The sequence below is a fragment of the Pseudomonas sp. GW823-FHT03E05 genome, from assembly GCF_058796855.1.
Genome location: NZ_JBXAJB010000001.1, coordinates 1,593,781 through 1,620,754 on the forward strand (window position 1 = coordinate 1,593,781; position 26,974 = coordinate 1,620,754).

The window sequence follows — 26,974 nt, forward strand, 5'->3', positions numbered from 1 at the left end:
CAATTCCTAGGTTTAGCCAAAACGGCCGCGCATTATGCCGTACCCTGCAGGGCCGCTCACGGCCTGATTGACCCAACAGCGCGCGGCAACACAGCCCATCAAGGACATCCCCTCCGTGCTTCATGCCCTGATCCACAACGGCCAACCACTGGCCCCACAGCAACCCCAGCCACTGGTGCCCTGGTGGAGCTTCACCAAGACCGTGCTTAGCGCAGCGGCCCTGACCCTGGTGCGCGACGGCCTGCTGGGGCTGGATGAGCCGCTGCCCGAGGGCCCCTTCACCCTGCGCCAGTTGCTGCGGCATCAGGCCGGGCTGGCGGACTACAGCGAGCTGAGCGACTACCACGACGCGGTTTTGCGCAACGAGGATGCATGGCCCGGTGCACAGATGCTGCAGCGCCTGGACGCCAGCCGCCTGCGCTACGCCCCCGGCAGCCAGTGGCGCTACTCCAATGTGGGCTACCTGTTCGTGGCGCAACTGATCCAGCAGGCGACGGACCTGCCCCTGCACCTTGCCCTGCAACAACGGGTACTGGCGCCCCTGGGCCTGTCTCGCACACGCCTCGCCGTGACCCGCGAAGACCTGCGGGATGTGGACCTGGGCCAGTTGGGCGACTACCACCCCGGCTGGGTCTACCACGGCCTGCTGGTGGGGCCTCTGGCGGAGGCGGCGCTGCTGCTGGATCGGCTGTTGAGCGGCGCGCTATTGCCCCCGGCACTGCTGGCAGGCATGCAGCAGGCCCAGGTTCTGGGCGGGCCGATGGCCGGCCGGCCCTGGGTCGCTCCCGGCTATGCCATGGGCCTGATGGTGGGCAGTGTCGAGTCTGGCCTGACGCTCTACGGCCACACCGGCAGCGGCCCCGGCAGCACGCTGGCGGTCTATCGCGCCAACGTCGCCGGCACCAGCGCCTGCTGCGCGGTCTTCAATCCGGGGAGCGACCAGGGCCAGGTCGAAACCCGGGCCCTGGCGCATCTGCGCCACGCACTGGCGAACTAGCCACAGGGCACGGCCACAGTCACAGGACAGCTCGCATGCTGGCATGACTGACCGGGCGCCACGGGCCCTGCCGCTTCGCACCGCGGCTGACGTACAATCCCCAGCCTTCAGGGACAGCCATCACCAGGACGACAATGACCACACACCGCATTAGCCTCGCCAACGGCTGGACTGCCGAATTCACCGAGCAGGGCGAGTTCCGCATGGGCGCCGTCGGCTGGAACCTGCAGTTGCGCGGCCCCGAGCAACAGGCCATCCGCTATTTCGAAAGCCAGATCGTGCTGGTCAACGATGAGGATGGGGTACAGGCACGAAAAGCCATCAGCCTCTCCGAGGATGGGGTCTACGGCTACCTGGGCAGCGACATGAGCCATGGCTGGGTGATCGACTTCTCCCGCTGCATGATCGCGCCCCATCGGGTGACGATTTCCCACTACCACTACGCCTATGACGAATACATCTCGCTGCTGGAACAGCCGGCGTACAAGCGGGTGCGGGAGTACATCAGTGTCAGCGGTCGGACTTACTACCTGACCTTCCCCCTGACCCGGGACGAGGATTTCCCCAAGGTCTGGGAGGAGTACCTGGTGATACGCCGGCGGCAGCTGGACGAGCTGTATTTTCGCAACTGAGCCTGGGCCGGGCGGCACAGTGATGCGCATGGGCCATTAGCACATTCGGGCTAATAGTGCCGGGGGCAGCACGGGCCTATAGTCCGCAGCAGCCCCCCCTTCAGGACGGCGCCTACAAGAACGTGCGGATTCATAACAAGGAGTTTTCCCATGTCGCTCAAGAAAATCGTCTATGCCTCGGCCATCGCCCTGGCCCTCACCGCCTCCAACGCCCACGCCTTTGCCAGCGACTGCGGCGACTCGCTGTGGAAGTTCAGCGCCATCGAAGCACTGACCTGCGTGTTCTCGGGCCAGTGGTAAATCACTGCCGCCCGGGCTGAAACCGCCCGGCATGAACCAGGTGCCCGCTGCTGCGGGCACTTTCATTGACGGGTGTCGGCTCGCTCGCGGCCCTGCTTTCAGCGCAGGCTCCAGGACACCCCCAGGTACACCCCCAGCCCCTCCCCCGGCGTTGAACGCGCCGCGTCCAGCCCCTTGTCGTCATAGCCCGGGGTCACGGTGGCGGCGTAGCGCTTGTCGGTCAGGTTGCGCACATCGACCCAGGTCTGCCAGTCGTTCTTCGGCGCGTTGTAGCCCAGGGTGGCGCCGAACAGCGCATAGGGATCGGCGTAGTAGCTGTTGGCGTAATCCACCGCCACCTTGGACACCAGCTGGGTATTGACCGCGGCGAAGAAGCCCAGGGGCCAGTCGTAGCGCAGCTCGCCCTGGTAGTAGTGCATGGGCAGGCCCGGCAGGCGGTTGTCGGCGAAACGCTGATCGTCGCGGTAGTGGAAATCACTGAAGGTATAGGCCTGGCGCAGGCTCAGGCGGCCGACGCCCGGGCGCGACCACAGCTCGCTCTGCAGGCTGGCTTCCACGCCCTGGTGCACGGTGGGGCTGGCGTTGAGTTCGTAAGGCGTGATGGCGTTGGCATCCGGCAGCACCGAAAGCAGTTCGTGGCGCACCTGGGCGTAGTACCAGGCCAGGCTCCACTGGCCCAGGCTGCTGTCGCCACGCCCGCCCAGTTCCAGGGTGGTAGCGGTCTGATTGCGCAGCTTGACCGGATTGCTTTGAGCACCGTAAGCGACGCCGCTGGTGTCCGGAAAACGCTGATTGGCACTGTAGATCAGCGACCAGGGGTGTGGCGCTTCCACCGAGCGGCTGAGGTTGGCGAACAGTTGCAGATCCGGGTTCAGTTGGTAGCGCAGGCCCAGGCGCGGCGCGTAGTCCCAGTCGCCAAGGCTGGTCTTGCCGCCGCCCTCGGGGTAGGTCACCGCGCTTTCGCGGCGGGTGTAGATGGCCGCCAGCCCGGTGGTCAGCCACAGGTCGTCGGCGATCTCCAGGTCATTGCCAACGTGCAGGACGGTGTCCGAGCCCTGGTAAGTGAAGTTGCGGATCCGCGTGCCCGGCGCGTAGGTCTTGGTATTGCCGGTGGGAATGCGCACGAACTCGCTGGCACCGTCATTGGGCAGGTGCTTGGTCACCCGCAGGCCCAGGGTGCTGCGGCTTTCCAGGCCCCAGAGGCTGTCGCGGCGCTTGTAGTCCAGGGTGCCGCTGACGTCGCTGTAGGCCACCTTCAGACGGTTGGGGCCTTCGCGCAGGTCCATGGGGTAGTCGTGGTAGACCAGGCCGGTCTGGATGCTCGAATCATCGTCGATGTAATAGGTGGTCTTGTTGCCGACAAAAGTGCTGCCCGGCTGCTTGCGCCGGTCGTCGCGGCTGACGTAGGCCGGGTTGGCCGCCCGCGGGTCGTGTTCGATGGAGCGCTTGGTCACGCGCCCGGCCAGATCGTTGTCGGTCTCGCGGTAGCGCAGGTAGAAGCGGGTTTCCAGGTTCGGGTTGAAGCGGTAGCCGAAGTTGCCGATCAGCCCCTTGCTCTGGCTGCGGGTGTGATCCTGGTAGCCGTCGGCATTGGAGTCGGTCAATGACACGTAATAATCGAAATCCCCCAGCACTTGCCCGGAACTGACCTGACGCTGCTGATAACCGTGGCTGCCGGTGGCGTAGCGCACCTGCAACAGCGGTGCGTCATAGCCGGTATGGCTGACGTAGTCGATGGCCCCGCCCAGGGCCAGGGCGCCACGGTCGAACCCGTTGGCGCCGCGCAGCACTTCCACGTGGTCGACCCACAAGGGCTCCAGCAATTCATAGGGCGTGCCACCGGGGCCGGTCAGGGGCAGGCCGTCGAGCATTGTATACAGCCCCGAGGCATGGGCACCCGGCGCGCGGTTGATGCCCGAGCCGCGGATCGAGATCTTCACCCCTTCGTTGCCCGCCGACTGGGCATAGACCCCGGGCTGGTAGGCCAGCACATCCTGGTTGCTGGCCACCCGGCCCTGCAGCGGGCGGCGCATGTCCACCACATTGGTGCCGCCGGGCACCTGGGCCAGCCGCGCCGCGGCTTCCTGCGCCGGCTGCCCCTCACCGCCCTGTTCCTGGCCCAGGACCTGCGCCGGAGCCAGCTCCACGGCACGGGTTTCGGCAAATGCCGGGCAGGCCAGGGCCAGGCCCAACAGGGCCGCGGGCAAGGATTTTGGCGAAGACATCGAGAAAACTCCGACAGGCAGAAAGAGGGCAATGCAAGGTGCGACGTAGGAAAGAACGAAGAGAACACAGGGGAATTTGGCTTTTTTCGCCAGGAAAGCGGATGTCGGCAGTCAGGCTTTCACTGGCGAAGAATGGCGCCCCGGGGACTAGCGGCCCTTGCTGGCCGCCAGGAAGTGCGCCACCAGGGCATTGGCGTGGCCATGGCCCATGCCGTGTTCGGTCTTGAGCCAGGCCACCAGCTCCATATGCTTTTTGCCGTCGACCGTTGCCAGCAGCTCCAGCCAGTGCCCGATGGGCTGGCCGTAGTGCTTTTCAATGGAGGGGAAGTACGACGCCGGCCCTTTGCTCTGTTCACTCATGGCTGACTCTCCGTCTTCTGGCTGCCCTTGATGTTGTCGATCAGGTCCACCACGTAGTTCTGGTTGAACCCCGCGACAAAGGACCAGAACAATAGCTTGGCGTAGGCGGCATAGCCACCGGCGTGCTGGCAGAAGATCACATAGAAGCTGTTCTCGCTGTAGCGACAGGTTTCATCGGCGACGATCTTTGGAAACAGCTCCCCTTGCACCACCCCGGAAATGAACAGGATATACAGCAGCCCCGCGAGGATGCCGCCGATGAATGACGGCAGCACCAGGCTGAACCAGGAACTGCACAGCCCGATGATTTCCTCCTCGCTGAGGCTGGAAAGCTGGCGGTGAAAACCGACATAGCCGCCGATGTTGCCGGCAATGAACACCACCGAGGGAATGGTGTAGCCATCGGCCATGGCCACCGACACCAGGGATGCCGCCAATAGCAGCACAAAGATGAGGAACAGTCGCTTCCACAGGATGTTCAGCGCTTCCTGGCGGTTCATGCTCGTCTCGCCGGCGTGGGGGGTCGAAGGGGCCCTGCCCCTTGATCACGATAGATCAGCCCTGGCGCCTGGAAGAACTTTTTACCCCGCAGAGGTTCGCCCCCCCTGCCGGCCGCTGGCCGGCGCTTCCGCTAAGCCGGGTAGCCGGTGATCTCGCGAATGCTCTGGTACAGCGGCTTGAGCTGGCGGTACATGCGCAGGTAGACCTCGCTGTACAGCCGCTGGTACATCTGCTGCGCCTGGGGCTGGGGCTCGAACACTGCGCCAACCCGGGTCATGGCACTGATGGCCGTGGCGAAGTCCGGGTACAGCCCCAGGCCCACTGCGCAGGCGATCACCGCACCCAGCCCCGAGGCTTCATAGACATGGGGCCGCTCCACCGGCAGGCCGAAGATGTCCGCCGTCAGTTGCATGGCCGCGTCGCTCTGGGAGCCACCGCCGGCCACCCGCAGGCGGCTGATCTTCAGCCTGGAGCGCTTTTCGATGCGCTCCATGCCCTGTCGCAGGGCATAGGCCAGGCCTTCGAGAATGGCCCGGTAGATGTGCGCCCGGGTGTGCACGTCGCCAAAGCCGATCATCGCCCCCTTGGCTTCCATGCCCGGCTCGCGGATGCCCGGCGACCAGTAGGGTTGCAGGGTCAGGCCCATGGACCCGGGCGGCACCGCCTGGACCAGGGCGTCGAACAGCTGCTCCGGCTCCAGCCCCTGCTCCGCCGCCTGCTGCACTTCGCGCAGGCCGAACTGCTGCTTGAACCAGCTGACCATCCAGTAGCCGCGAAAGATCATCACCTCGCAGTTGTAGTGGTCCGGCACCGCCGCCGGGTACGGCGGTATCAAAGGCACTACCTCCAGGTAGCGCGAACGGGTGGTGGTGATGGTGGCCGTGGTGCCGTAGGACAGGCAGGCGGTGGTGGAGTCCTGGACGCCCGAGCCCAGCACTTCGCAGGCCTTGTCGGCACCCGCGGCAATCAGCGGCAAGCCTTCGGGTATGCCGGTATGGCGGCTGGCCTCGGCGGTGATCCGGCCCAGGGTTTCCCCGGGCTTGAGCAGGGTCGGCAACTGCTCCTGGCGCACCGCCAGGGCCTGCCACTTCCAGTCACTGGGGGCGGCCCAGCGCAGGCGTTTGTAGTCGAACGGCAGGTAGGCCACGCAGCAGCCCACCGAGTCGACGAAATTGCCGGTCAGGCGATGGGTGAGAAAGCCCGAGAGCAACAGGAACTTGTCGGTGGCGGCCCACACCTCGGGCTGTTCCTGAGCCACCCAGTTGGCCTCGGCCTGGGCGCGAAAATAATCCACCGTGGCCTCGGCGCCGATCAACTTGAACAACCAGCCCCAGGGCCCCTTGATCTTGCCTTCGACCTCGGCCTGGCGCTGGTCGAGCCAGAGGATCGCCGGGCGCAGCGCGCGGCCCTGGGCATCGACGTTGATCAGGGTCCCGCGCTGGGTGGTCAGGGACACGCCGCGGATCTGCGAACGGTCGATGCCGGTCTGCTGCCAGAGCAGTTGGCAGGCTTCGCCGAGCTTGGCCCAGTAGTAGTCCGGGTGCTGTTCGGCCCAGCCGGGCCGGCTGGAAAAATAGGCTTCAAGCTCCACCTTGCCCTTGCCCAGCAGGTTGCCTTTGAGGTCGAACAGCAGCGCACGAACGCTCTGGGTGCCGTTGTCGATGGCCAGCAGGTAGTCCTGCTTATTGTTGTTGTGGTTATCCATGGGGCTCTCTTGGTTGAGCATCGTTAGGCGAGTGGCGGCAGGCTGTGATGGCGTTGCCACAGGGCCCGGTAGCGCTGTTCCTCGGCCTGCCAGCGCTCGTTGTCCCAGCCCAGCTGTGGCTGGCACAGGCGGCGGATGGCCGGCAGGTACTGGGCGGCGCCCTCGGCCAGCAGCAAGCCGATGCGGGTGCGGCGCAGCAGCAGGTCGTCCAGGTGCAGGACCATTTCCGCCTCGGCGGCAAACGCCAGCTCGGCCCACAGGGTGTCGCTGGCGCCGACGCAATCGCCGCCCAGAGTCGCCACCCACTGCGCCAGCCGCGGCAGATGGCGGCCGTGGCGGCCAGCCAGGCGCCGCACCTGGGCGCCGCTCAGGCCAGGGATCTCCAGGGGCGCCACAGGCGTGAAGACCGGGGCGCCGTCGTCCACCACTTCACGCCCGAGCATCGCTCCGCAGGCCTGCAGCACTTCGATGGCCTGGGGCCGGAAGGTGGTGAGCTTGCCGCCGGCCAGGGTCACGCAGCCGGGTTCCTGCCACAGCACATGCTCGCGGGTTTCATTGGAAGGCTTGCCCTGCTGGCCGTCGCTGCTGGCCACCACCGGGCGCACCCCGGCCCAGGTCGACAGCACGTCGCCGGCAGTGATCAGGGCCTGGGGAAACTGCTGGGCGCAGGCGGCCAGCAGGTACTCGAGCTCTTCCTGGCTGATGCTGGCGCTCTGGTCCAGGTCATCGCGGTGATCCAGGTCGGTGGTGCCGACCACGGTGGCGCCCTCCCAGGGGAAGACGAACACCGGCCGGCCATCCTCGGCATGCATGAAGCTGAAGGCCTGGGCCACCGGCAAGCGCCAGCCCGGCAGCAGCAGATGGCTGCCGCGCAAGGGCCGCAGCTGGCGCACGCGGTCCGCCGGGCGCAGGCGCTCGGCCCAGGCGCCGGTAGCGACCGCCAGGGCCGCGCAGCGCACCTGCTGCGGCTGCCCGCCTTCGCTGTCCTCGATCTGCACCCCGCAGACCCGCCCGTTCTCGCGCAAAAGGCGGGTGACCCGAACGCCGTTGAACACTTGGGCGCCATCGGCCCGGGCCTCGGCCAGCACCCGCATCACCAGCCGCGCATCGTCGGTCAGGGCGTCGAGAAAGCTGGTCCCCCCCAACAGCCCCGGCTCCTTGACCCCGGGGGCCAGGAAAGCCAGCTGCCGGGCATCGTGGAAGCGATGGTTGCGCCGCCCGGCCAGGGCGTCATACACACCCAGCAGGCCGCCGAACACCCGGGGCCCGGGAAACTTGCCGCGGTAATGGGGCATCAGGAAGCTCATGGGCTCCACCAGCCCCGGGGCCTCCTGCAACAGGCGCTGGCGCTCGCGCACCGAATCCCGGGTCAGGCGCCACTGGCCCTTGGCGATATAGCGCAAGCCGCCATGGACCATCTTCGAGGAGCGGCTGGAGGTGCCCCAGGCAAAGTCTCGCTGTTCCAGCAGCAGGCAACGCCAGCCGCGCCGCGCCGCTTCGCGCAGGATGCCGGCGCCGCTGATGCCGCCGCCGATCACGATCAGGTCCCAGGCTTGCGCCGCCAGCCCGGGCAGCGCCTGTTGGCGCCACTGGGCATTCCAGTCCTGGCTCATGGTTCACGGGGCTCCAAAAGGGTGCCGGGGTTGAGGCGCCCGGCCGGGTCGAAGTGGCGGCTCAGGGCCTGCAGCGCATCGATGGCCAGCGGGCCCTTCTCCCGCAGCAGGTACGGCGCATGGTCCTTGCCCACGCCGTGCTGGTGGCTGATGGTGCCGCGGTGGTTGACGATGGTCTGGCTGGCAGCGTGCTTGAGTGCCTGCCAGCGGGCCAGGGTCGCCGGGTACTGGGCATCCGGGCGGAACACGTAGGTGGTGTAGATGCTCGACCCTTCGCCATAGACATGGGACAGGTGGGTGAACACATGCACCTGCTCGCCCTCGGCGGCCAGGCCGTCACGCAGGCTCTGCTCGATGCGTTGCAGCAGGCGGTCGACATTGCTCCAGTCGGTGGCGGTCTCCAGGGTGTCCACCAGGTAGCCGGCGTTCCACAGGCTTTCGCGCAGGTAGGGAAAGCGAAAGCGGTTCTGCGCCCATTTCTTGCCCAGCAGGGTGCCGGTGAACACCCCGCCGAAAGCCTTCAGGTGCTGGCGCGCCTGGCGCAGGGACAAGGCATTCTGCCGGCGGTTGCCGGTCACGCCGAAGGTCAACAGGCACTTGCCCGCCCCGGCGCCGCGCAAGGCCAGGTACTTTTCCAGCCAGGCGATCTGCGTCGGGTGGCCGGCCAGGGCCAGCTGGGTTTCGGTCTCCAGGGCATTGGACAGGCGCAGCATCGACAGCGGCACCCGGGCCTGGGCCAGGGCGCGCACCGCTTGCAGGGCCTGCTGCCAGTCGGGCAGGAACACCCCGTAGAAACGTTCGTCATCGGGCAGGCGGCTGACCCGCACCTTGACCTCGGAAATGATCCCGAAGCGCCCTTCGCTGCCCAGCACCACCTCGCGCAGGTCCGGCCCGGCGGCGGACGCCGGAAAGGTGGCGATGGGCATCGGCCCGGCAAAGGTTTCCAGGGTGCCGCCGGCGAACAGCTGCTCGATGCGCCCGTAGCGCAACGACTGCTGGCCGCTGGAGCGGCTGGCGACCCAGCCGCCCAGGGTCGACAGTTCCCAGGACTGGGGAAAGTGCCCCAGGGTGTAGCCCCGGGCCCGCAGCTGGCTTTCCACCTGAGGGCCACTGGCCCCAGGACCGAAGGTCGCCAGCAGGCTGTCTTCGTCCAGGTCCAGCAGGCGGCTCATGCGCGCCAGGGACACCGTCAGCACCGGCCGCTCGGACCAGCCGGGGTTGATGTGCCCGGCCACCGAAGTGCCCCCGCCGTAGGGAATCAGGCACAGGTCGCGGTCCTCGGCCAGGGCCAGCAACTGGCGGATCTGTTCGGCGGTTTCCGGGAACGCCACGGCGTCCGGGTAGGCCCCCAGCTCGCCCTCGCGCAGCGCCAGCCAGTCCGCCAGGCTCTGGCCGCGGGCGTGCAGCAGCCGGTCCTCGACACTGATGCTGTACAAGTCATGGGCTTGCAGGCGCGATGCCGGCACCCGGGCCAGGGCCTGCTCCAGGGTCGCCTCCGGCAACCTGCGTCCCGGCCCCAGGCGCTCGGCGAGAAACCCCGCGCCCTGGGCCGGCAATTCGACCACCGTGGATGCATCCCCCCAGCCGTTCCAGCGTCGCATGCGTGTGTGTCCTTCTGCTGTTCTTATAGGTCTTGCCCAAGGCTCCCTATACTAGTGCGCGGCAGCGGGCTGTCACGGTCACATTGAGCCAGCGGATGTAGCCGATTGAGTCAGACAGAGGTGACATCCGGCGCCAGTTACCGAAGAATCCTCCCCTTCCCCATCACAGGCTCGCGTCCATGCCGGCAACCCTGAGAACCTGCACCCCCCTGTTCTGGTCCACCGACCTGGGCATCGACTACGGCGCGCCGACCTTGCAGCTGCGCGACCTGCTGCCAGTGGTGGGCGAGCAGAGCTCAGCCTTCTTCCAACGCCAGGACGGCATCGTGCTCGGTGAAACCCTGCAACTGATCTGGTGCCCGCCGCTGGCGGACCTCAATGGCTGGAACGAGCAACCCTCGGAAATCGCCCTGAGCCACCTGCTGCACGTGCGGATCACCGGCCCGGCCGCCGAGCCGCCCGCGCCACGGCATGCCAACCACCATGGCAGGCTCAGGTACCGCTTCCAGGTGCTGTCCTGCCAGCCGCTACCGGCGGCCCTGCGCGCCCAACCGCTCGTACCGAACGCCTGGCACCTGCCGCTGATCAGTGGCGAACAGGGCAGTTGCCTGACCTGGGATGACATTCACGAGTGCGAGCGCACCGAGGTCCAGGGGCTGATCTACCTGTGCGCCTACGGCCGTTACGAAAGCTATATGGAAATGTTCATCGAAGCAGTGGGCGAGCAGCTGTTCGGGCTGCTTTCGGTGCACCTGGGCCCGGGGGGCGACGACTATCAATTTGGCCGGCGCGCCCTTGAAGGGGCGGAGTTGCGGGCCATCCGCCGCGCACTGGACATGGCCCGGCCGCTGAAGGATTCACAGCCCGGCTACCTGGTCCCTTGAACCCCGGGACGGATAAAATCGCCCTGAAAAAGACTAAGCAGCTGTTTTCAAACTCATTTTTTTCACCAGGGGGCTTCCCAGCCCGCCGATAAGTTGATAAATTTGCGCCCGTTCTTGCAGCGGCCCTCCCCGGGCCTGCAGTTCAGGCAAGTAACGTCGCAACAGCTACAGGGGCGTCGCCAAGCGGTAAGGCAGCAGGTTTTGATCCTGCCATGCGTTGGTTCGAATCCAGCCGCCCCTGCCATTTTTTCTCATCGTTATCCCCGCAGATTCCGTTCCAGCATCTCCAGCAATGCACTGACCTTGGGCAACCCCTGCCGGCTTTTCAGCCACAGCAGATGGATCGCCTGCCCTTCGCTGGCCCATTGCGGCAGCACCTCCACCAGGCTTCCGTCCTCCAACTGGCGCTTGACCAGCCAGGAAGGCAGTTGCGCAATGCCGTAGCCTTGCTGCACCGCCATCAACAGCCCCTCGCCATCGCCCACCACGCAACTGGCGGACATCACCCGGCGCTCACTCTCGCCCGGGCGGCCGCTCGCGAAGTTCCAGGGGCTGACCCGGCCATCCACCCAGCCATAGGCAATGCACTGATGGCGCTCAAGGTCCTGGTCGGTCAGCGGCACGCCATGGCTGCGCAGGTAGTCGGGCGAGGCGCAGAACAGGTGCCATTCGCGGCCCAGGCAGCGGTGCCCCAGCGCCGCCGGCCACTGCCCCGAGCCGCCAAGGCGCACGGCGATGTCCGCACCGGCTTCAAGCGGCTCGACACCGGGATCGGAAAAGGTGATGTGCGGCTGCAAGCCCGGATGCTCCCGGGCAAAGCGCAGGACGGCGCCCAGCACCTGGGAGCGGCCGAAGGTCCCGGGCAGGTCGATGCGCACCCGCCCCCGCAGCTCGGAGTTTTCCGCGTTCAGCGCCAGCTCGGCCTCTTCCAGGTCTGCCAGCACCCCGCTGCAGGTGCGGTAGAAGGCCGTGCCCGCGTCGGTCAGCGCCAGGCTGCGGGTGGTGCGCTGGAACAGCCGCGCCTGCAGGCGCCCTTCCAGCCGGGCGATGGCCTTGCTGACGGCGGAAGCCGTAAGGTTGAGCCGTTCGGCGGCGGCCTTGAAGCTGCCGCAGTCGGCCACGCAGACAAACACATCGATCCCCTTCAAGCGTTCGGAAGAAAACATCGGCGCCTCTTATTCATGAATCTGATTCCATTCACTGGGTAAAAAACATCATAAAACAGAACCAGATTCCCCAGTAAGCTGGCTGCCATTCTCAAAAACGCCGTTACAGACCGATGAGGCACGGATGCTGCGCACCCTGAAAAGCTACCCGAAAGCAATCAACCTGCTGCTGGCCGGCACCCTGGTGCTGACCCTGGCCCGGGCAATCACCCTGCCCTACCTGGTGATCTACCTGAGCAGTGCTTTCGGCCTGCAAGTGAGCGACATCGGCCTGGTGATCGGCAGCAGCATGATCCTCGGCTCGCTGCTGAGCCTCTACGGTGGTTTCCTGGTGGACCGCACGCCCAGCTACCGGCTGATCCTGGCCTGCTGCGCGCTGTTCACCCTGGGCTTCATCGGCGCCTTCGGTGCCCGCCAGCTGTGGCTGTTCTACCTGTGCCTGGTGCTGGTCAACCTGGCCTATGCGGTGATCGACATCGCGATCAAGGCCGGCTTTGCCCAGCGCCTGTCGGTGGAACAGCGCAGCGAAGCCTTCTCGATCAAATACACCCTGACCAATATCGGCTACGCCGTGGGCCCGTTCCTCGGCGCCGGGCTGGCGCGCCTGGACATCAGCCTGCCGTTCCTGATCTCCGCCGCCCTGGGCGCCGGGTTCCTGGCGATCCATATGTGCTGGGGCGACAGACAGCTGAACGCCGCCGGCCCGACGCCAGCGCCGCTATCCTTCGCGGCCCTGGGCAAACAGCTGCTACGGGATTACCGCCTGGTGTGCTTCACCCTGGGCGGCCTGCTCAGCGCCGTGGTCTTTGGCCAGTTCTCGGCGTACCTGTCGCAGTACCTGGTGGTCACCACCTCGGCGGAGGCCACCTATCGCATCATCAGCACCCTGGTGGCGACCAATGCGCTGCTGGTGATCGCCCTGCAATACGCCATCGGCCGCAGGATTACCCAGCGCCACCTGAGCCGCTGGCTGGCGCTGGGGCTGGGCCTGTTCCTGCTGGGGGTCAGCGGCTTCGGCCTGGCCACCAGCCTGGCGCTGTGGGTGCTGTCGATGGTGGTGTTCACCCTGGGGGAAATCATCGTGTTTCCCGCCGAGTACATGTTCATCGACCTGATCGCCCCCGAACACCTGCGAGGCCTGTATTACGGCGCGCAGAACCTCTCCAACCTCGGCGGCGCACTGGGCCCGATACTCTGCGGCATGCTCCTGGCCAGCCACCCGGCGCACTGGATCTTCTACATGCTGGGAGCGTTCATAGTCGCCGGCGGGCTGTTCTACTGGCTGGGCGCGGCTAACCTGGAACAGGCCAGGAGCAGGACCGGCGCGTGATCATTGATGCCCAGGCGCGCGGCAATCGGCGCCTGGGCTGCCCGACAGGGGGGCGAGGCCGCCAGTGGCGGCACATTCCTCATGCACAGCAGATGCTCAAAGGCGATACCGGCCTCGCGGGCTGGCCCGGCATGCGGCGACACTCCATGAGTGATGACCTTGTGGAACTTGCCGGCCTGAAGGCGTGCCAGGCATGTTCGAGCGGCCCCTCAGCGACTCTTGCGGCTCAGCCAGGCGCCCCAGAACAGGCTGCTGAAGAAACGTGTTCCCGCGCTGAAACCGCCCTCTTCGAGCAACCGTTGCACCGCCGCCTCGGAATGGGGCGGGTCGGCGCCCTGAAGGATTTTCCCCAGCTTGGCGTGTACCTCATCCGCCGTCGCGCCCTGCTGGCGCCAGCGTTGCCCCCAGGCCGCCAGCAGCAGGGGCTGGCCGGCGTAGGCGTAATGATTGCCGGCGACGATCAGCGGCGCGCCGGGCTTGAGGCGCAGGGCGATGGCCCGCAGCAGTTGCCGCTTGGCTTCATCACCGGGCAGATGGTGCAGCACGCCGATCAGCGTGGCCCCGTCGAAGGGTTCGTCCGCCGCCAGTTCGTCCACCGTGGCCAGACGCACTTCGGTCCTCTCCAGCAAACCCTGCGCCTGCAACTGCTGGCGCGCTGTCTCCAGCATCGGTGCCGAGGGGTCTACAGCGGTAAAGCGCCAGCCCGGTTCCAGGGAAGCCATGGCGATAATCTCCTGGGCCGTGCCACCGACCCCCACGGCCAGGATGTGGGCCGCACGCCCCTCGCCCAGGCTGGCCGCCAACATGCAGGCGGCAAGGTCATGGCAGGCGTCGTAGCCCGCCAGGGCGATACGGCTCTGGCGGGCGTATTCGTCGGCTCGCGAGCGGTCGAATTTTTCAGCCGGGTTTACCGAGGATGAGGTCATGGCAGGGCTCCATTCAAAGGATCGGGACAGGCTAGGCCCTGCGGTTTGATAATTAAAATTCATTGTTTTTATTCATTGCATTCCCACCTGGAATAGCACCTCCCCTGCTCCAAAAAAAAGGGGCGATCGACGATCGCCCCCCAAGCCTTGCTACCACGAGAGAACCTACAGCGTCAGTTGCCCGCGCTCCTCGTCGGTCAGGCGCGCCCGGGCCTGGTCGCTCAAGGGCCCGGCGCCCAGCACCTGCACCGGGCTGTCGGGGTTGTAGCCCGGGGCGCGGCTGGCGTCTTCACGGGGGCGTTGCACCGGTTCGCTACCAAAGCCCAGCACTTCCACGGTGACGATGGACGCCCGGCCCTGCTTGGCCGCCGCCTGCTGGTTGCGGGCCGCATCTTCCGCGGCCTGGGACGCGGCGGAGCCGGCGGCGCTGGCCGAGGTCATGGCGCCGGTGTTGACCGCCGCCGTGACCGGCACCCCGCTGGACTTGCCCTGGGTCTGGATGTTCGCCGCGTTGACCACCCGCAGAGCGGCGATGTTGACGTTGCCCGAGACCCGGATCCCCGCCTCGCCGGCATCGATGGTGCCCAGGGGCGCGATCAGGTCGATGTCGCCGGCCGCCACTTCGGGTATCGGGTTGAGAGTGGCGATCCCCGCCCCGGTGCTGGGCACCGACGGCGACAGGCTGACGTTGCCCCAGTTGTCGTAGACCCGCTTGGGCGGTGTATAGACCACGGTGGTCTTGGAACCGCGGCCGGCGTTGATGTCGCCCGCCGCCGACCAGCCCATGATCGAGCCGCCGAAGGTGGTCATGATCCGGCTCTGGCCCAGCAGGATGCTGCCCAGGGAGTACAGCTGGATGTCCCCCGCGCCCTGGGTGATGATCCCCGCCGAGGCCGGTGGCGCCGTGCCTTCGATGCCGAAGGTCTGGTTGCCGCCCGGGGTCAGCATCTGGATGTTGCCGCCAAAGTCGGTGTGCACCCCGGCACCGCCGAACAGGGTGATATCGCCCTGGTAGGTGATCGGGTTGCCCGCCACGTCGGTGCTCGGGAACAGCCCGGCAATCGCCGCACGGCCACGGGCATAGCTGCCCTGGCGCATGCCGCCTTCCTCGGTGTACTCGCGGCCGGCGGCCTTGAGCTCGGCAAAATACACATTCCGGGCAAACACCCGCTGTTGTTCCGCGGGCAGGGCCGCGTAATAGGCCCGGGCCTGGACGCTGTCGCCGACAAAGCCGAAGCGCTCGGCCAGCCAGTCCAGCAGTTCGCCCTCGTAGGTCTTGGCCACTCGGGCGCCCGACAGGCTTTCGCCCGGCTGGGCGAGGTTGGCCGGGTCCAGGTAAGCCTCGACGAAGCGCCGGTAGTCCGGGCCGTTGGGGCCGAACCCGGCCTGCATCACGATGCTCGCCCCAGGCCGGCGGTCCCCCGGCGCCACGGCACCGATGCTGGTGACGCTGACCTTGTCCTCCATGAGGATGTTGCGCCCCGCGGTCAGTTCCAGGGTGCCGGGGCCGGCGACGTTGAAGTTGCTGTAGAGGATGTCGCGCCCGGCGCTGACGACGGAGATGTCGCTGGGGTTGTTGTGCACGAACAGGTTGCCCTGGGAGGTCGAGCCATTGACCGGGTCCTCGACGCCGAAGGTCCGGCCACTGCTGACGATATCGCGCCCGGCCATCATCCACACCGGGCGGCTGCCCTCGTACCAGGTCTGCCCCGAGTGCAACTGGGAGGCCGCCTGGCCGAAGGTGATGATCCGGCCGCTGTTGACCCCCATCAGGTCGCCGTTCACCGCATAGAAACGCGCCGGATCGGCCGGGCCGGCAACCAGCCCGGAGACGCTGCCGGAACCGAAGGCGAACAACGGCAGGATCGAGCCGATGACCGGGTTGCCGTTGACCGACAGGTTGCTGGCCACCACCTCACCCTCGATGCTGCCGACAAATGCCGGACGCCAGGGCGTGGCCACCGAAGCGGCCGCGGCGCCCGACTGGCTGACGGTGAAACCGCCCGCGTAGATCGAGTCCTGGGCCAGGAACTGCAACTGCCCTGCGGCGCCCGGCGCCAGGAACAGCGGCACCCGGTAGTTGAGGTCGCCGACTTGCGCGCTGGCGGCCTTGCCATAGTAAAGGCTGCCGCTGGCTGCCACGGCCCTGAGGATCGACGGATAGACCACCGCCAGATCGGTGCTGCCAGGGCTGGTGAGCGGGGTCAGGTTGCCGCCCAGGGACATCAGGTCGATGGCGGTACGCTCGGTCCACAGGGTGAACCAGCTCCGGCCGCTGCCTTGCTGGCTGCCACGGCTGAAGAGCGCGGTGTTGAACTGGCGGACCCGGCCCGGGTCCTCGACGTTCTGCACCACCAGGTCGCCGCGGCTCTGCAGGTTGAAGGTGGCATCGCCGGGCACCAGGGTCAGGCCGCCCTGGGCCAGGCCACGGGTGGCGCGCAACGGGTCGAAGGCCCGGGCTTCGCTGGGGTTGTGGTCAACGGCGGTGCCGCCATAGTGCAGGTCGATGCTGCCCAGGGAGGCACTCTGCAAATGGCTGCTGCCACGCAGGTTGACCACCACCCCGTTGCGATGCTCGATGACCAGGTTGCTGGCCGGGTTCAAGGCGCCCGCAATGTTCACCCGCAGGTCGCCACCGCCGGTCAGTTGCAGGCTGCCATCGCTGGCGACCCGGCCGGTACTGCCCACGGCCAGCACCAGCCCCTGGCTGCGGGGCGCCACGGTGGAGGCGCCGGCGCTGTCCGTCAGGCGCTGGAGGATGCCCGCGTCACCGCCGACATTCAGCTCCAGGTTGCCGCCGCCCAGGGTGCCGAACCCGGTAAAGCCCAGCATCCGGTCGGCGCTGCCGTTGGCCGCATAGGTGCCGAAGTTGATCCACCAGGCAACGGGTTGCGCCGAACCGCCGGTGGCGACATCGCCGCTGCCCTGGCGCCACAGCCAGTTGCCCACTTCGGCCGAGTCCTGGCCGTTGTCCTTGGGGTTGGGCCAGGCACGGCTGTCGTTGGCGGTACTGCTGATATTGCCGGTCAGGTCGCCACCGGCACTGACCCGCAGGTTGCCCCCCGCCTCCGGGTACCAGGCGCGGTACAGGCTGGTGCCGCTGCCATTGACGAACTGCTCGAAGTAACTGCCCGGGTCATTGAGCACCGTGGCTCCCGTTCCCAGGGCCCGTGGCTGGTTGTAGGGATCGCCGGCCGTCGTCGCCGTGGAGGAAGTACCGGCGGTGTAGACCCCGTACAGCGAGTCCATGCTCAGGTTGCCGGCGCTGAGCAGTTCAAGGTCGCCGGTGCCGGTGCGGATCACGCTGAAGCGGCTGCTGGACGGCGTTGCGCCATAGGTCTTGCTGTCCAGGGCCATGCAGAAGGCGGGCGACTCTTCACAGAAGGCCGCGACGGACGACTGCCCCAGGTCCAGCAGGAGTTGCTCATCGATCGGATCGCCGGCCTTGACCACCACCCCGGCGCCCGCCAGCTCGTCCACCGCCAGCTGGGTCCAGGCGTAGCTGGCCTTGATCGCGCAATAGGCCGGGCTGTCGGCACAGAACTGCTCGATCGAGGTCTGCCCCAGATCCACCAGCAGTTGTTCGTCGATCGGATCGCCGGCCTTGACCACTATCCCTACGCCGGCCAGGTCATCCACCGCCACCTGGGTCCAGGTCCGCACCACCTGGCTGGGCAGTTCCTTGGCGAACATCCCGTAATGGCTGTCCGCCAGATGCAAGTCACCGCTGCGTGGGTTGGCCTGCACGATGCGGCTGTCGGCTGCGCTGGTATCGGCCCCGGCCACCAGGCGCAGGGACCAGGATTGCGAGCCTTCGGCAAGCATCGGCGCAATGGCCCAGAGCTTGCCCTGGCGCCCGACGTCTTCGGGCCGCAACTGCACCGAGTCGACGCCGCTCGGCAGCTTGACGTTGGTGCCGGCCGGGATCAGCCCGCCCTTGGGCAGGGCCTTGCTGCCGTCGAGCATGACGATGTTGTTGTTCACATTGGCCAGGTGTACTTGCGGCAGCGGCACGCCCTTGGGCCAGGTCATGGACCGCAGCTGGGTGCCCTGGGTCAACAGCGTCCCGGCCTCCAGACGGGTGCCGGCGACCAGGGTCCGGGGCTCGCCGAGCAGGGTGCCGGCGGCGAACAGCAGGTTGCCCGAGGCATCGCGAATCGCCGCCGCCAGTACCGTACCCGCCGGCAGTACCAGGGTCTGGTCCAGAGTCGCCGTGACCGGCAGGCGCGTGCCCGCGGCCACGGTCAGCCCCTTGATCGGCAGGTCGTAGTTGAGGGTGCTGCCCGCCGGGAAGGCGGTGCCGTCGGCCAGGGTCACGCCGTTGCCCGGCACGATGATAGTGCCACCGGTGAAGTCCACGCCCGGCAGCAGCACCCAGCCCTTGTCGTCCACGGTGGCAGGCGGCGGCGCGAAGCCGTCGTTGATGCTGCCATAGACATTCAGGTCGCCCCCGGCGCGCAGGGTCAGGCTGCCGACCTCGCCGGAACCGTAGACCGAGGTCTTCTGGCTGTGGGGGTTGAGGCTGGCATAGCGATAGCCCGACAGGTCCAGGTCGCCCTGCACCACCAGGTCGCCGTCTGCGCTCTTGCTGACGATCTCGACCCCGGGCCGCAGATGGAAGGCGTCGGCATAGCCGGCGTTGTTCAGGCCAGCCAGCTTGTTCTGCAGCAGGTCGCTGTTTTGCAGGGCCGCATTGATAAAGGCCGTGCTCTGGGCATGCTTGGCATCCAGGTAGGCCTGGGTGATTTCCTGGTAAGGGCGGCCGCTGGCGGTGGCGTCGGTTTTTTCCGGAGCATCGTCGTAGCGGAGCATGCCGTTGACCGCAATCGAGCGCGCGCCCTGGATATCCAGCGGGCCGCGGGCATCGATGTCGATGTCGTTGCTGCTCTGGTCCGCCTGGACGAGGCGCGGCGCGTTCAGCTCCAGGGTGCCGCGGCTGCGGCCGTCGTTCTGCCCCGCAGCGCTGCCCACTGCCACGTCGGTGCCGTGGCGCAGGTCGATACGCGCACCGTCGGCCAGGGTCAGGCGGCCCTGGCCCGAACTGAGCACCACGCTGGCGCGGTTCGGTGAGTCAATGATCTTGCCGTAGCTGTCCACCCGCAGCTTGCTGCCGTGGGCGTCGAGCACCGCGCTGCCGTCCAGAGTCAGGCCCTTGCCGGCCGCCAGGTTGATACTGCCGACCCGTTCGCCGCTGGCGTCCACTCGCCCGGTAACCCGCAGGCTGCCGTTGTCCACCGAGACGTTGACGGTGCTGGCCCTGACCCCGTCGCCGATGGTCAGGTCGCCCTGCTTGAGCTGGAAGCTGCGTGCGCCAAAGACCTGGCCCTGGTTCAGGCGCTGGTTGAGGGCGGCGAACTGCTCGTCCAGGGTGCCGCTGCTGCCCAGGTGCTGGGCCTGGATTTCCACCGTGGCGCCGAGGAACGGCACCAGGGTGCCGCCGGCATCGTAGTAGCCGCTGCTGCCGCCAAGGACCTTGCCCGCCAGGTCTACCCGCCCGGCCGCACTGTCCAGCGCCACCGCCCGCAGCTTGCCGGCCTGGTTATGGGTGGCCGAAAGGTCGATGGTCGAGCCCGTGGCCTGCAGCACATTGCCGGTAGCGCTCTGCAGCAGCACTTCGCCGCCGGCGCCGTATTTGCTCAGGTCATTGAAGGCGATGGTGCGGCCAGCCACATCGATCAGCGCCGCATCGGTCAGGCTGACATCACCCCGGGCCCCCAGGGTCACCTTGCCGCTGGGCAGCACCACGGCACTGGCCAGGCGGATGCTGTCGCCCTGCAGAGACAGTTCCGCGCCCTGGCCATTGGCCTGGCCACGAGGGCCGGCCGAGGCGCCGATATCCATGGCGCCGCCAGCGGTGATGCGGTTCACCGAGCCGGCCTCGCCGGTCATCAGTGGGGTGAGGATATTCAGGTTGCCGCCGCTGTAGGCAAACCCCTTGAGCGGATCGAAGGCGCCCTGGCTCTGGTAGACCGATAGGCTGCCCTTGTGGTTGGCGGTAATGCGCTGGCTGGCATTGAGGTCGACGTTGGCAAAACCCAGGGCCAGGCGGTCGAAACTCTTGGTGGTGCTGGGCTGGGCAAAGGCCCCGTAGCCGAACTCGATGCGTTCGGCATTGATTTGCAGGCGGCCGCTGCCGGTTCCGGCACCGCCGGCCACCACCGCGCCTGCCGGGGTCTCGGAACCCTGCCAGATCAGGTTGGCGGTGTGGATGCTGGCCACATCATTGGCGCCCCCGGCACCGTAGATCGCCGGGGTGGAGAGCATCAGGTTGCTCAGCAGCGACTTGCCGGTCGCCGGGTCGTAGGTGTCCAGGCTGGCGCTGCCGTAGAAGTTGAAGCCGTCCCGGGCCGAGAGCTGCAAGGTCTCCAGGGCCGGGGCGCCGAACTGGGTATCGCCGCGCAGCAGGCGGTCGAGCAGTTGCTGGGTCAGGGTCATGCCGCTGGGCAGGCGATTGCCCGCCGCCGCTGCCGCCAGCGCCTCCGGGCTGCCGACGTTGATGTTGTTCAGGCCCAGGTTCAGGTGGCGGGTGCCGTAGCGCACCTGGTCACCCAGCTCGAAGGCGTTGTCGGTCAAGGCAACGAGGCTGCCATCGGAATACAGTGCGGTCTGCCCGCTGCACGGCGCGCTGGCGCACACCCCGAGCCGGATGCCACCGCTGGTCTGTCCGCCGGCCTGGGCCTTGCTGATCACGTTGAGCAGGCCGTTGGACACCGCCAGCATATTGGCCACCTGGTAGGTGAAACCGTCACGGGCGTCATAGCTGGCCTTGCCTCGGCCCAGGGTATTGATCGAGGCGCCCTGCTCCAGGACGATCTCGCCGGTGTTGCTCACCAGGAACACTTCCGGCGCGGCCAGGGTGGCGCCCTCGCGCAAGGTGATCGAGCCCTTGGGCGTGTTCACGCCTTCGGCCACGGTGATGTAGTTGCCGCCCTGGCCGTACTTGACCAGCGTCAGGCCGCCCAGCATCAGGCGCGCTGCGCCCATGGCGTTGAGGCTGTCGGCATCCAGGGTAACGCCGTTGAAACCCTGGGTGGCCGACTTGCCGGCCGCCACCACTTCGATGTTGCCACTGCCCATGTTCAACACCGCGACGGTGCCGCCATAGCCCCCCGCAGCGGCATCGAAACGGCCAATGCCCTTGAACGAGAAGGCATCCGCACCGGCCCCCGGCTCCAGGGCCAGCTTCAGGGTCTTGGCGTCCACCGGCAGCATCGGCCGTGGCACCCCGAGTTTGGCGGCATCGGCCAGGGCGAACTGGGCATAGCCGGTTTCGTTGTACTGGGAATAGCGGCGCAGGGTGTCGGCCGAGGTCAGGATCAACTGGCTGGCGACGCTGTTGCTGATCCCGGTATGGGCGATCGATAGGCGCCCGGCGGTGGACCAGGAGCCATTGCGCAACGGCTGGGTCGCGCCTTCGGTGCCGAGCCCGGCGAGGCCGTTGATCTCGACGCGAAAGGCCCCCGGCATCAGCGCATAGGTGGACGGCATCAGGGTGTAGGTGCCCGCCGCCAGCCCCGGAACCCCGGCGCCGATGGTGATCTGCTGGCCGATCAGCGGGTCCACCGCGCCACCCTCCGGTGCCACCGGCGCATAGCCCGGCTGCGCCCCGGGCACTATGGCGTAGATCGGGTTGCTGCCCAGGCCCGGGAGGATGAAGCTGCCGTTGGCGCCGATCTGCACCAGCGGGCTGTAGCGCGCATCGGTGGAGCCGCCGCGCCCGGAAATGAACCCGGCGCCCAGCAGTTCGCCACCACCGGACAGGTCCACGGTGGCATCGGGCTGTACCTGCACCGACTTGCCGCCCAGGATCACCCCGACGCTCAGGTCGCTGTTCTCATTCACCAGGGCGCCCTGGCCGAGGAAGGTCACGGTCTTGCCGTTGTACTTGTAGACCTGGCCATCGACGGTGCCGCCGTAAGGCAGTACCAGGCCCTTGCCGCTGACCGAAGTCAGGCTGCCGGGCAGCAGCTCGACCTTGCTAGCGCCCAGGTTGCCGATCTCGATCAGCCCCAGGGGCGCACGGACCACCCCGCCCTGCTGGATGTTGGCCGCGCCCAGCTGCAAGCGGCCGAAGGCCGAGTACGGCACAGGCGCCTCGCCCTGGCCGGTGCGGCCGATGGTCAGGGTGCGCGTGGGGTCGAAGTTGATGCTGGTGCCGGAAATATCGTTGAGGTAGCCGGCAATCACCCGGGCCCCGACCTCGGTACCCGGGTACAACTGCGCGGCCCGCAGGGTCATGTCGCCCTGGGTCAGCAACTGGGTGCTGATGCCCTTGGCGATCACATCGGCCCCGGCCCCGGCGAGAAAGCGCAGGTCGCCCTGGCTGGTCAGTTGCACATGGTCGAACCCGCGGCGCTCGACGCTCAGCAGGCTGTTGTCGGCCTGGCGCAACGTGCCCTTGCTGCCGAACACCACGTTGCCACGCACATCGATCAGGTTGCCGCTGGCATTGAACTGCGCCTGGGTGGCCTGTTGCGACGGCGTGCCGGTGGAGACCGGACGCACGTACTGGTCCTTGGCTTCCAGCGGCGCGAGGATGCCCGCCAGCAGCAGGTAGGGTGCCGACAGGTCGACCCGGCTATTGGCCGCGGCGCTTTCGCTGAGGTTCAGGGCACCGCTGTACAGGCGCAGGCTCTGGCCCATGTTCAGCGACACATCGCCATCGAAGCTCAACAGGCCGTTGCTCAGCAGTGCCAGGTTGTCGAAGCCGCCGGCGGTGACCTGATCCACCCCTAGGCGGCCGTGGCCATACTCCAGGCTGGCGGCCGCGGCGTCGGCGCTACCGGGCAATGCACTGCCCTGATGGATCTGGCTGAGCACCAGCTCCCGGGCCTTGAGCACCCGGTCACTGACCGCGTTCTTGATGTAGTACGGGCTTTCCAGGGCCAGCGACAAGGTGCCCCCTGCAGCGCCAGCGCCTCCGGCCCGGGCGACGAAGCTGCCGTCCAGGTACAGGCCGTTGTTGGACGCGAAGCTGATGCTGCCACCGTTGCTGGCCACCTGCACCCGGCCCTGGCCGGGAATGTCCAGGGCCGCCTGGGCGCCGGAAGCGTCGAGACGCGCCCCCTCGCGCACCACCACAAACAGGTCGCTGGCCTTGGCGATACCGGTGGCCAGGTCGATCTCGCCGCCGATGGCGATCTTGCCGCCATTGCGCACCTGGCCGTAACGGCGGCCACGGTTGTCCACGGCGCTCACCGCCCGCGCCGCCACATCAATCACCGCCTGCTCGCCGACCCAGATCGAGCGCCCGTGACCGGCGGCATTGGCGGCCTCGGAACTGGCCACCGTCAGGCCGCCCAGACTGACGCTGCCGCCCCAGGCATTGAGCGTGCCGTTCAGGGTCAACTGGCCAACGCTGCGCAGGTTGATGGCCTGCCCCGGGTCGACACTGATCACCGCGCCCTGCCCCACGCTCAGCGCCGTGGTGGCCAACTGGGCGGCCGTGGAGTACTGGTTGCCGGCGCTCAGGGTCAGGCCGGCGCCACGGCGCTGGGTCAGCACGCCCCTGGTTGCATCCTGCTGGTACAGCTGCGGCAACCAGCGCTCCAGCACCGTGGCCGGGTCGCTGCCAGTGGCACTGCTGCTGGCCTGGGCCCCGAAGCGGTGGACCGGCATGTTGACCTCGACCTGCGCGCCCTCGGCCACGGTCAGCCCTTCGTTGCCGGTGATGTCGTAGGCACCGAAGCCCTTGTTGAAGAAATCCCCGGCCAGTTGCAGGGTGCCGGCCTCGGGGGCCGGATCATGGGCGCCAATCAGCACCTTGTGCGCCTGCAGGGCCAGGGTGCCGCCGCCGTTGACCCCATACCCGCGCAGCTCGCCATCGAGGTCAAGCTTGCCGTCGGCGGCCAGGGTCACGTCGCCGCCCTTGCCACCGCTGGTCTTGCCGTCATAGGCAATGCTGGCGCCGGAGCTGGCATCCACCAGGGTGCCGTTGGCCAGGTTGAGGTCGCCGCTGCTGCGCAGCGACACCTTGCCCCCGTTGATAAAGGCCAGGCCGCTGCTGTCCGAGGGGTCCAGGGCCAGGTTGTTCCAGCGCCCGCTGGCATCCAGCTTGACCCCGCTGGCTACATCGACCCGGGCCTGGGCGCCGCCGGTGGGCGCGAGGATCACATCGCCGACCACGAAGTTGCGGTTCACATCCACCTGGTTCAGCACGTTGCCGGCGTTGATGCTGCCACCGTGGGCGGTGAGGTTGGCGTTGATCTTGACCTCTGGCCCGAACAGGGTGATGTCGCCGCCATCGGCCACCTTCAGCGCGCCGTTGACCTGGACCTGCTGCCTGGCGCCGACCTTGATCGCCCCCAGCTGGAAGCCGTTGAGCTGGTCGCTGTCCAGCACCAGCTGGCCCTGGCGGTTGGCCGGCAGGGCTGTGGCGAGGTCCAGGCCGTCTGCGATCTTCTGCTGGTTGGCCTCGATCAGCACCTTGTCCACGCTGGGGCTCAGGGCGTAGCGCAGGGTGCCGCTGGCCTTGTTGTAGATCGGCGTGTAGTTGCCAATGATCAGTTGCGCGCGCTGGGCCGCGGCCTTGTGCGATTGCTGGTAGCCGTCGAGGTTGATGTTCGGCGCCTGGGTCTGGCGGTCGCCCTTGAACACTTCGCTTACCAGCTGGCCTTCGAGCACGGCGTTGCTGGTGCCGATCACCAGCTTGCCGGCGTCGCGGCCGACGCTGTAGCCGGCCTCGTAGCGGCGCTGCTGGGCGATCAGCGGGTTGTAGTAGTAATCGGTGCGGCCCCAGCGCGGGCTGCTGTCCACATAGCCCTTGTAGATGCCGGTGTAGAGCAGGTCCCCCGGCGCCCTGGAGAGCTCGTACAAGCGCCCGTCGGCGCCCTTGAGCCAGGTCTGCTGGATGTAGCCGCCCTGCACATCGACGGTGCCGCCGGAGAGGTTCAACTGGGCGCCGGACTGGGTCACCACGTCCTTGCCGGTGAAGGTCAGGGTACCGCCCTGGGCCATCCACTCGCCGACGTTGTGGCCCTGGGTGCCCAGGTAGCCGCCCACTTCCAGCAGGCCGCCGGCGGTGTACCAGCGATCGGTGGCGTAGCCGTTGGTGCCTGCCGGGACGAACACCAGCTCGCGCAGGTCGACCCAGACGTCGTTGTTGATCAACTGGCCGCTGTCGCGGTTGCCCGCCGAATCGCGCTGCTCGTTGCCCTGGACGTTGATCTTGATGTTGTTGGACTCCATCGCCACCTTGACCCCGACGGCGCCGGCCACATCGATCACCGCGCCATCGCGCACCAGGCTGCGCTGCCCGGCACTGACCGCCACCTGGCCACCGGTGGCCAGGGTGATGGAGCCGTCCTGGAAATCCACGGTGCCGCCGCTGACGATCTCCACCCGGGACTGGTCGCTGCGGTCGGCCACGCTGCTGAGGTTGTTGAACTGGCCGGTGATCAGGTTGGTCGGGGTGCCGTCGAGGTTGATCAGGCCGTTGTTGCGCTGGCTGTCCAGAGCGTTGCTGCCACTGCTGTCCAGAAGGATTGCGGTGGTGCTGCCCTGCCCCAGGGTCACGCTGCCGGTGCTGTCGCTGGCGGAGTTGAGCAAATGGATGGTGCCGCGGGTGTCCACCGAAGTGCTGGCCAGGGCCACGCCGTTCTGCGCCACCTGGTGCCCGGTGAGGGTGATGTCGCCCGTGGAGGCCATGATCAGGCCGCTGTTGCTGACCTTGCCGGCGCTGCTGCCGGCCTTCAGCGAAGTGGCAACTTCATTGCCCCGGGTGGTGGAGTGCTGGTTGCCGCTGGTGCCGACCCCGCGGCGGATGTAGAAGCTGTCGCCGGCCGCCAGGGTGGTCTGGCCCTTGGCAGTGACGATGGTGCCGGCGTTCTCCACTTCCGAGCCCAGCAGCAAGGCATAGCCGCCGGATTCGGTGGAGGTGGCCGCCGGGTGGGTCTGGATCAGCGCGCCGCGCTGCACCTGGACCTTGCCCAGGGCATCGCTGAAGGTCGGCTGGGTGCCGTTGGCGTCCACATAGAGCCCGCGCTGGGTGAACTGCTCGTCGCTGATGGTGGCCGCGGCCGCCACCAGGTTGCGCACATTGACCTGGCTGGTGCCGCTGAAGATCACCCCGTTGCGGTTCATGATCATCACCGTACCGGCGCCCTTGATCTGGCCCTGGATTTCGCTGGGCCGTCCATTGGGGTCGTTGACCTTGTTCAACAGCGCCCAGTTGGACTGCTGCTGGAAATCGACGGTGGTGTTGCGCCCGACGTTGAAGGTCTCCCAGTTGAGAATGGCCTTGTCGGCGGTCTGCTCGATGGTCACCGTGGTCTTGCCGCCGGACTGGCTCTGCACCGGCCCTTTGGCATTGAGCCAGCCCTGGGTCAGGCTGTTGTCGACCTTCAGCCCGCCTTCGCCGAGGCCATCGGGAATGGTGCTCACCGTGCCGAATGCGGCCTGGCGTGCGGCAGCCTGGGCCGCTTGCTGGGCGGCGATGGCGGCAACGCTGGAATTGAGGTTGCTCAGGGAGCGCTGCAACTGCTGGTTGGCGCGGGTCTGCTGGGACAGCGGCGGGATCCCCGGTACCTGGCCGTTGGTGCGCGCGGCGGTGGCGGCCTGGGACGCGCCCTTGTCGGCGAACCAGCCGGAACTGAAGGCCGTGGCGCCATGGGCACTGCCCGCCACCATCAGCAGGGCGATGGCCTGGGCCAGGGGCTTGAGCCGCAGGATCGGCAACTCGCCATCAGGGCGCAGCGCGGGGGATTTGACCGGTGGTTTGCAGCGAACCATTACTA

General features: G+C 67.5%; 14 protein-coding genes and 1 tRNA gene. 6 read left to right on the forward strand and 9 right to left on the reverse strand.

Annotation, left to right across the window (positions count from 1 at the left end; translation table 11 throughout):
* Window positions 1-97: 97 nt before the first annotated feature.
* The 3 genes from AC1RCO_RS06925 to AC1RCO_RS06935 all read left to right on the forward strand — a co-directional run bounded on the left by AC1RCO_RS06925 (window position 98) and on the right by AC1RCO_RS06935 (window position 1,929).
* Window positions 98-997 (forward strand): serine hydrolase domain-containing protein, encoded by a 900-nt coding sequence (locus AC1RCO_RS06925; RefSeq protein ID WP_308447958.1) that lies wholly within the window; start codon window positions 98-100, stop codon window positions 995-997.
* Between the two features lie 134 nt (window positions 998-1,131).
* Window positions 1,132-1,629, forward strand: coding sequence for a hypothetical protein (locus AC1RCO_RS06930; protein WP_015635449.1), 498 nt, complete (start codon window positions 1,132-1,134; stop codon window positions 1,627-1,629).
* A 150-nt stretch (window positions 1,630-1,779) separates the two neighbouring features.
* On the forward strand, window positions 1,780-1,929 hold the full coding sequence (locus tag AC1RCO_RS06935) for a hypothetical protein (protein WP_015635448.1): 150 nt from the start codon (window positions 1,780-1,782) through the stop codon (window positions 1,927-1,929).
* 98 nt (window positions 1,930-2,027) lie between these two features.
* Here AC1RCO_RS06935 and AC1RCO_RS06940 read toward each other — a convergent pair whose 3' ends face one another.
* The 6 genes from AC1RCO_RS06940 to AC1RCO_RS06965 all read right to left on the reverse strand — a co-directional run bounded on the left by AC1RCO_RS06940 (window position 2,028) and on the right by AC1RCO_RS06965 (window position 9,934).
* Entirely contained in the window at window positions 2,028-4,154 is a 2,127-nt protein-coding gene (locus AC1RCO_RS06940) for a TonB-dependent receptor family protein (protein ID WP_492617562.1), read from the reverse strand.
* A 147-nt stretch (window positions 4,155-4,301) separates the two neighbouring features.
* Window positions 4,302-4,514, reverse strand: a complete 213-nt coding sequence (locus AC1RCO_RS06945) for a DUF4287 domain-containing protein (RefSeq protein ID WP_011061063.1) — start codon at window positions 4,512-4,514, stop codon at window positions 4,302-4,304.
* Window positions 4,511-5,014, reverse strand: a complete 504-nt coding sequence (locus AC1RCO_RS06950) for a hypothetical protein (RefSeq protein WP_492617563.1) — start codon at window positions 5,012-5,014, stop codon at window positions 4,511-4,513. Before AC1RCO_RS06950 ends, AC1RCO_RS06945 begins: the two co-directional genes overlap by 4 nt.
* 131 nt (window positions 5,015-5,145) lie before the next feature.
* Window positions 5,146-6,720 carry an FGGY-family carbohydrate kinase gene (locus AC1RCO_RS06955; RefSeq protein WP_011061061.1) on the reverse strand — a complete coding sequence of 525 codons (1,575 nt, stop codon included), beginning with the start codon at window positions 6,718-6,720 and terminating at the stop codon, window positions 5,146-5,148.
* A 23-nt stretch (window positions 6,721-6,743) separates the two neighbouring features.
* On the reverse strand, window positions 6,744-8,333 hold the full coding sequence (locus tag AC1RCO_RS06960; protein WP_053151291.1) for a glycerol-3-phosphate dehydrogenase/oxidase: 1,590 nt from the start codon (window positions 8,331-8,333) through the stop codon (window positions 6,744-6,746).
* The gene (locus AC1RCO_RS06965) at window positions 8,330-9,934 is read right to left on the reverse strand and encodes an FAD-binding oxidoreductase (RefSeq protein WP_492617564.1); all 1,605 of its coding nucleotides are present in this window, start codon (window positions 9,932-9,934) and stop codon (window positions 8,330-8,332) included. The genes AC1RCO_RS06960 and AC1RCO_RS06965 overlap by 4 nt, the downstream gene beginning before the upstream one ends.
* Before the next feature lie 179 nt (window positions 9,935-10,113).
* On the opposite strand from AC1RCO_RS06965, the gene AC1RCO_RS06970 reads away from it, so the two are divergent.
* Both AC1RCO_RS06970 and AC1RCO_RS06975 read left to right on the forward strand, forming a co-directional pair.
* Window positions 10,114-10,818: a hypothetical protein gene (locus AC1RCO_RS06970; protein WP_492617565.1), complete on the forward strand. Its 705-nt coding sequence runs from the start codon at window positions 10,114-10,116 to the stop codon at window positions 10,816-10,818.
* A 169-nt stretch (window positions 10,819-10,987) separates the two neighbouring features.
* Window positions 10,988-11,062: transfer RNA gene (locus AC1RCO_RS06975), tRNA-Gln, on the forward strand.
* 13 nt (window positions 11,063-11,075) lie between these two features.
* Here the strand turns inward: AC1RCO_RS06975 and AC1RCO_RS06980 are convergent.
* Window positions 11,076-11,984: a LysR family transcriptional regulator gene (locus AC1RCO_RS06980; protein ID WP_011061057.1), complete on the reverse strand. Its 909-nt coding sequence runs from the start codon at window positions 11,982-11,984 to the stop codon at window positions 11,076-11,078.
* Between the two features lie 124 nt (window positions 11,985-12,108).
* Between AC1RCO_RS06980 and AC1RCO_RS06985 the strand changes: the two genes are divergently transcribed.
* Window positions 12,109-13,314 (forward strand): MFS transporter, encoded by a 1,206-nt coding sequence (locus tag AC1RCO_RS06985; RefSeq protein ID WP_492617566.1) that lies wholly within the window; start codon window positions 12,109-12,111, stop codon window positions 13,312-13,314.
* 209 nt (window positions 13,315-13,523) lie between these two features.
* Here AC1RCO_RS06985 and AC1RCO_RS06990 read toward each other — a convergent pair whose 3' ends face one another.
* Together AC1RCO_RS06990 and AC1RCO_RS06995 are read right to left on the reverse strand one after the other, a co-directional pair.
* Window positions 13,524-14,240 (reverse strand): class I SAM-dependent methyltransferase, encoded by a 717-nt coding sequence (locus tag AC1RCO_RS06990; protein ID WP_492617567.1) that lies wholly within the window; start codon window positions 14,238-14,240, stop codon window positions 13,524-13,526.
* A 165-nt stretch (window positions 14,241-14,405) separates the two neighbouring features.
* Window positions 14,406-26,969, reverse strand: a complete 12,564-nt coding sequence (locus AC1RCO_RS06995; RefSeq protein WP_492617568.1) for a filamentous hemagglutinin family protein — start codon at window positions 26,967-26,969, stop codon at window positions 14,406-14,408.
* Window positions 26,970-26,974: the final 5 nt, after the last annotated feature.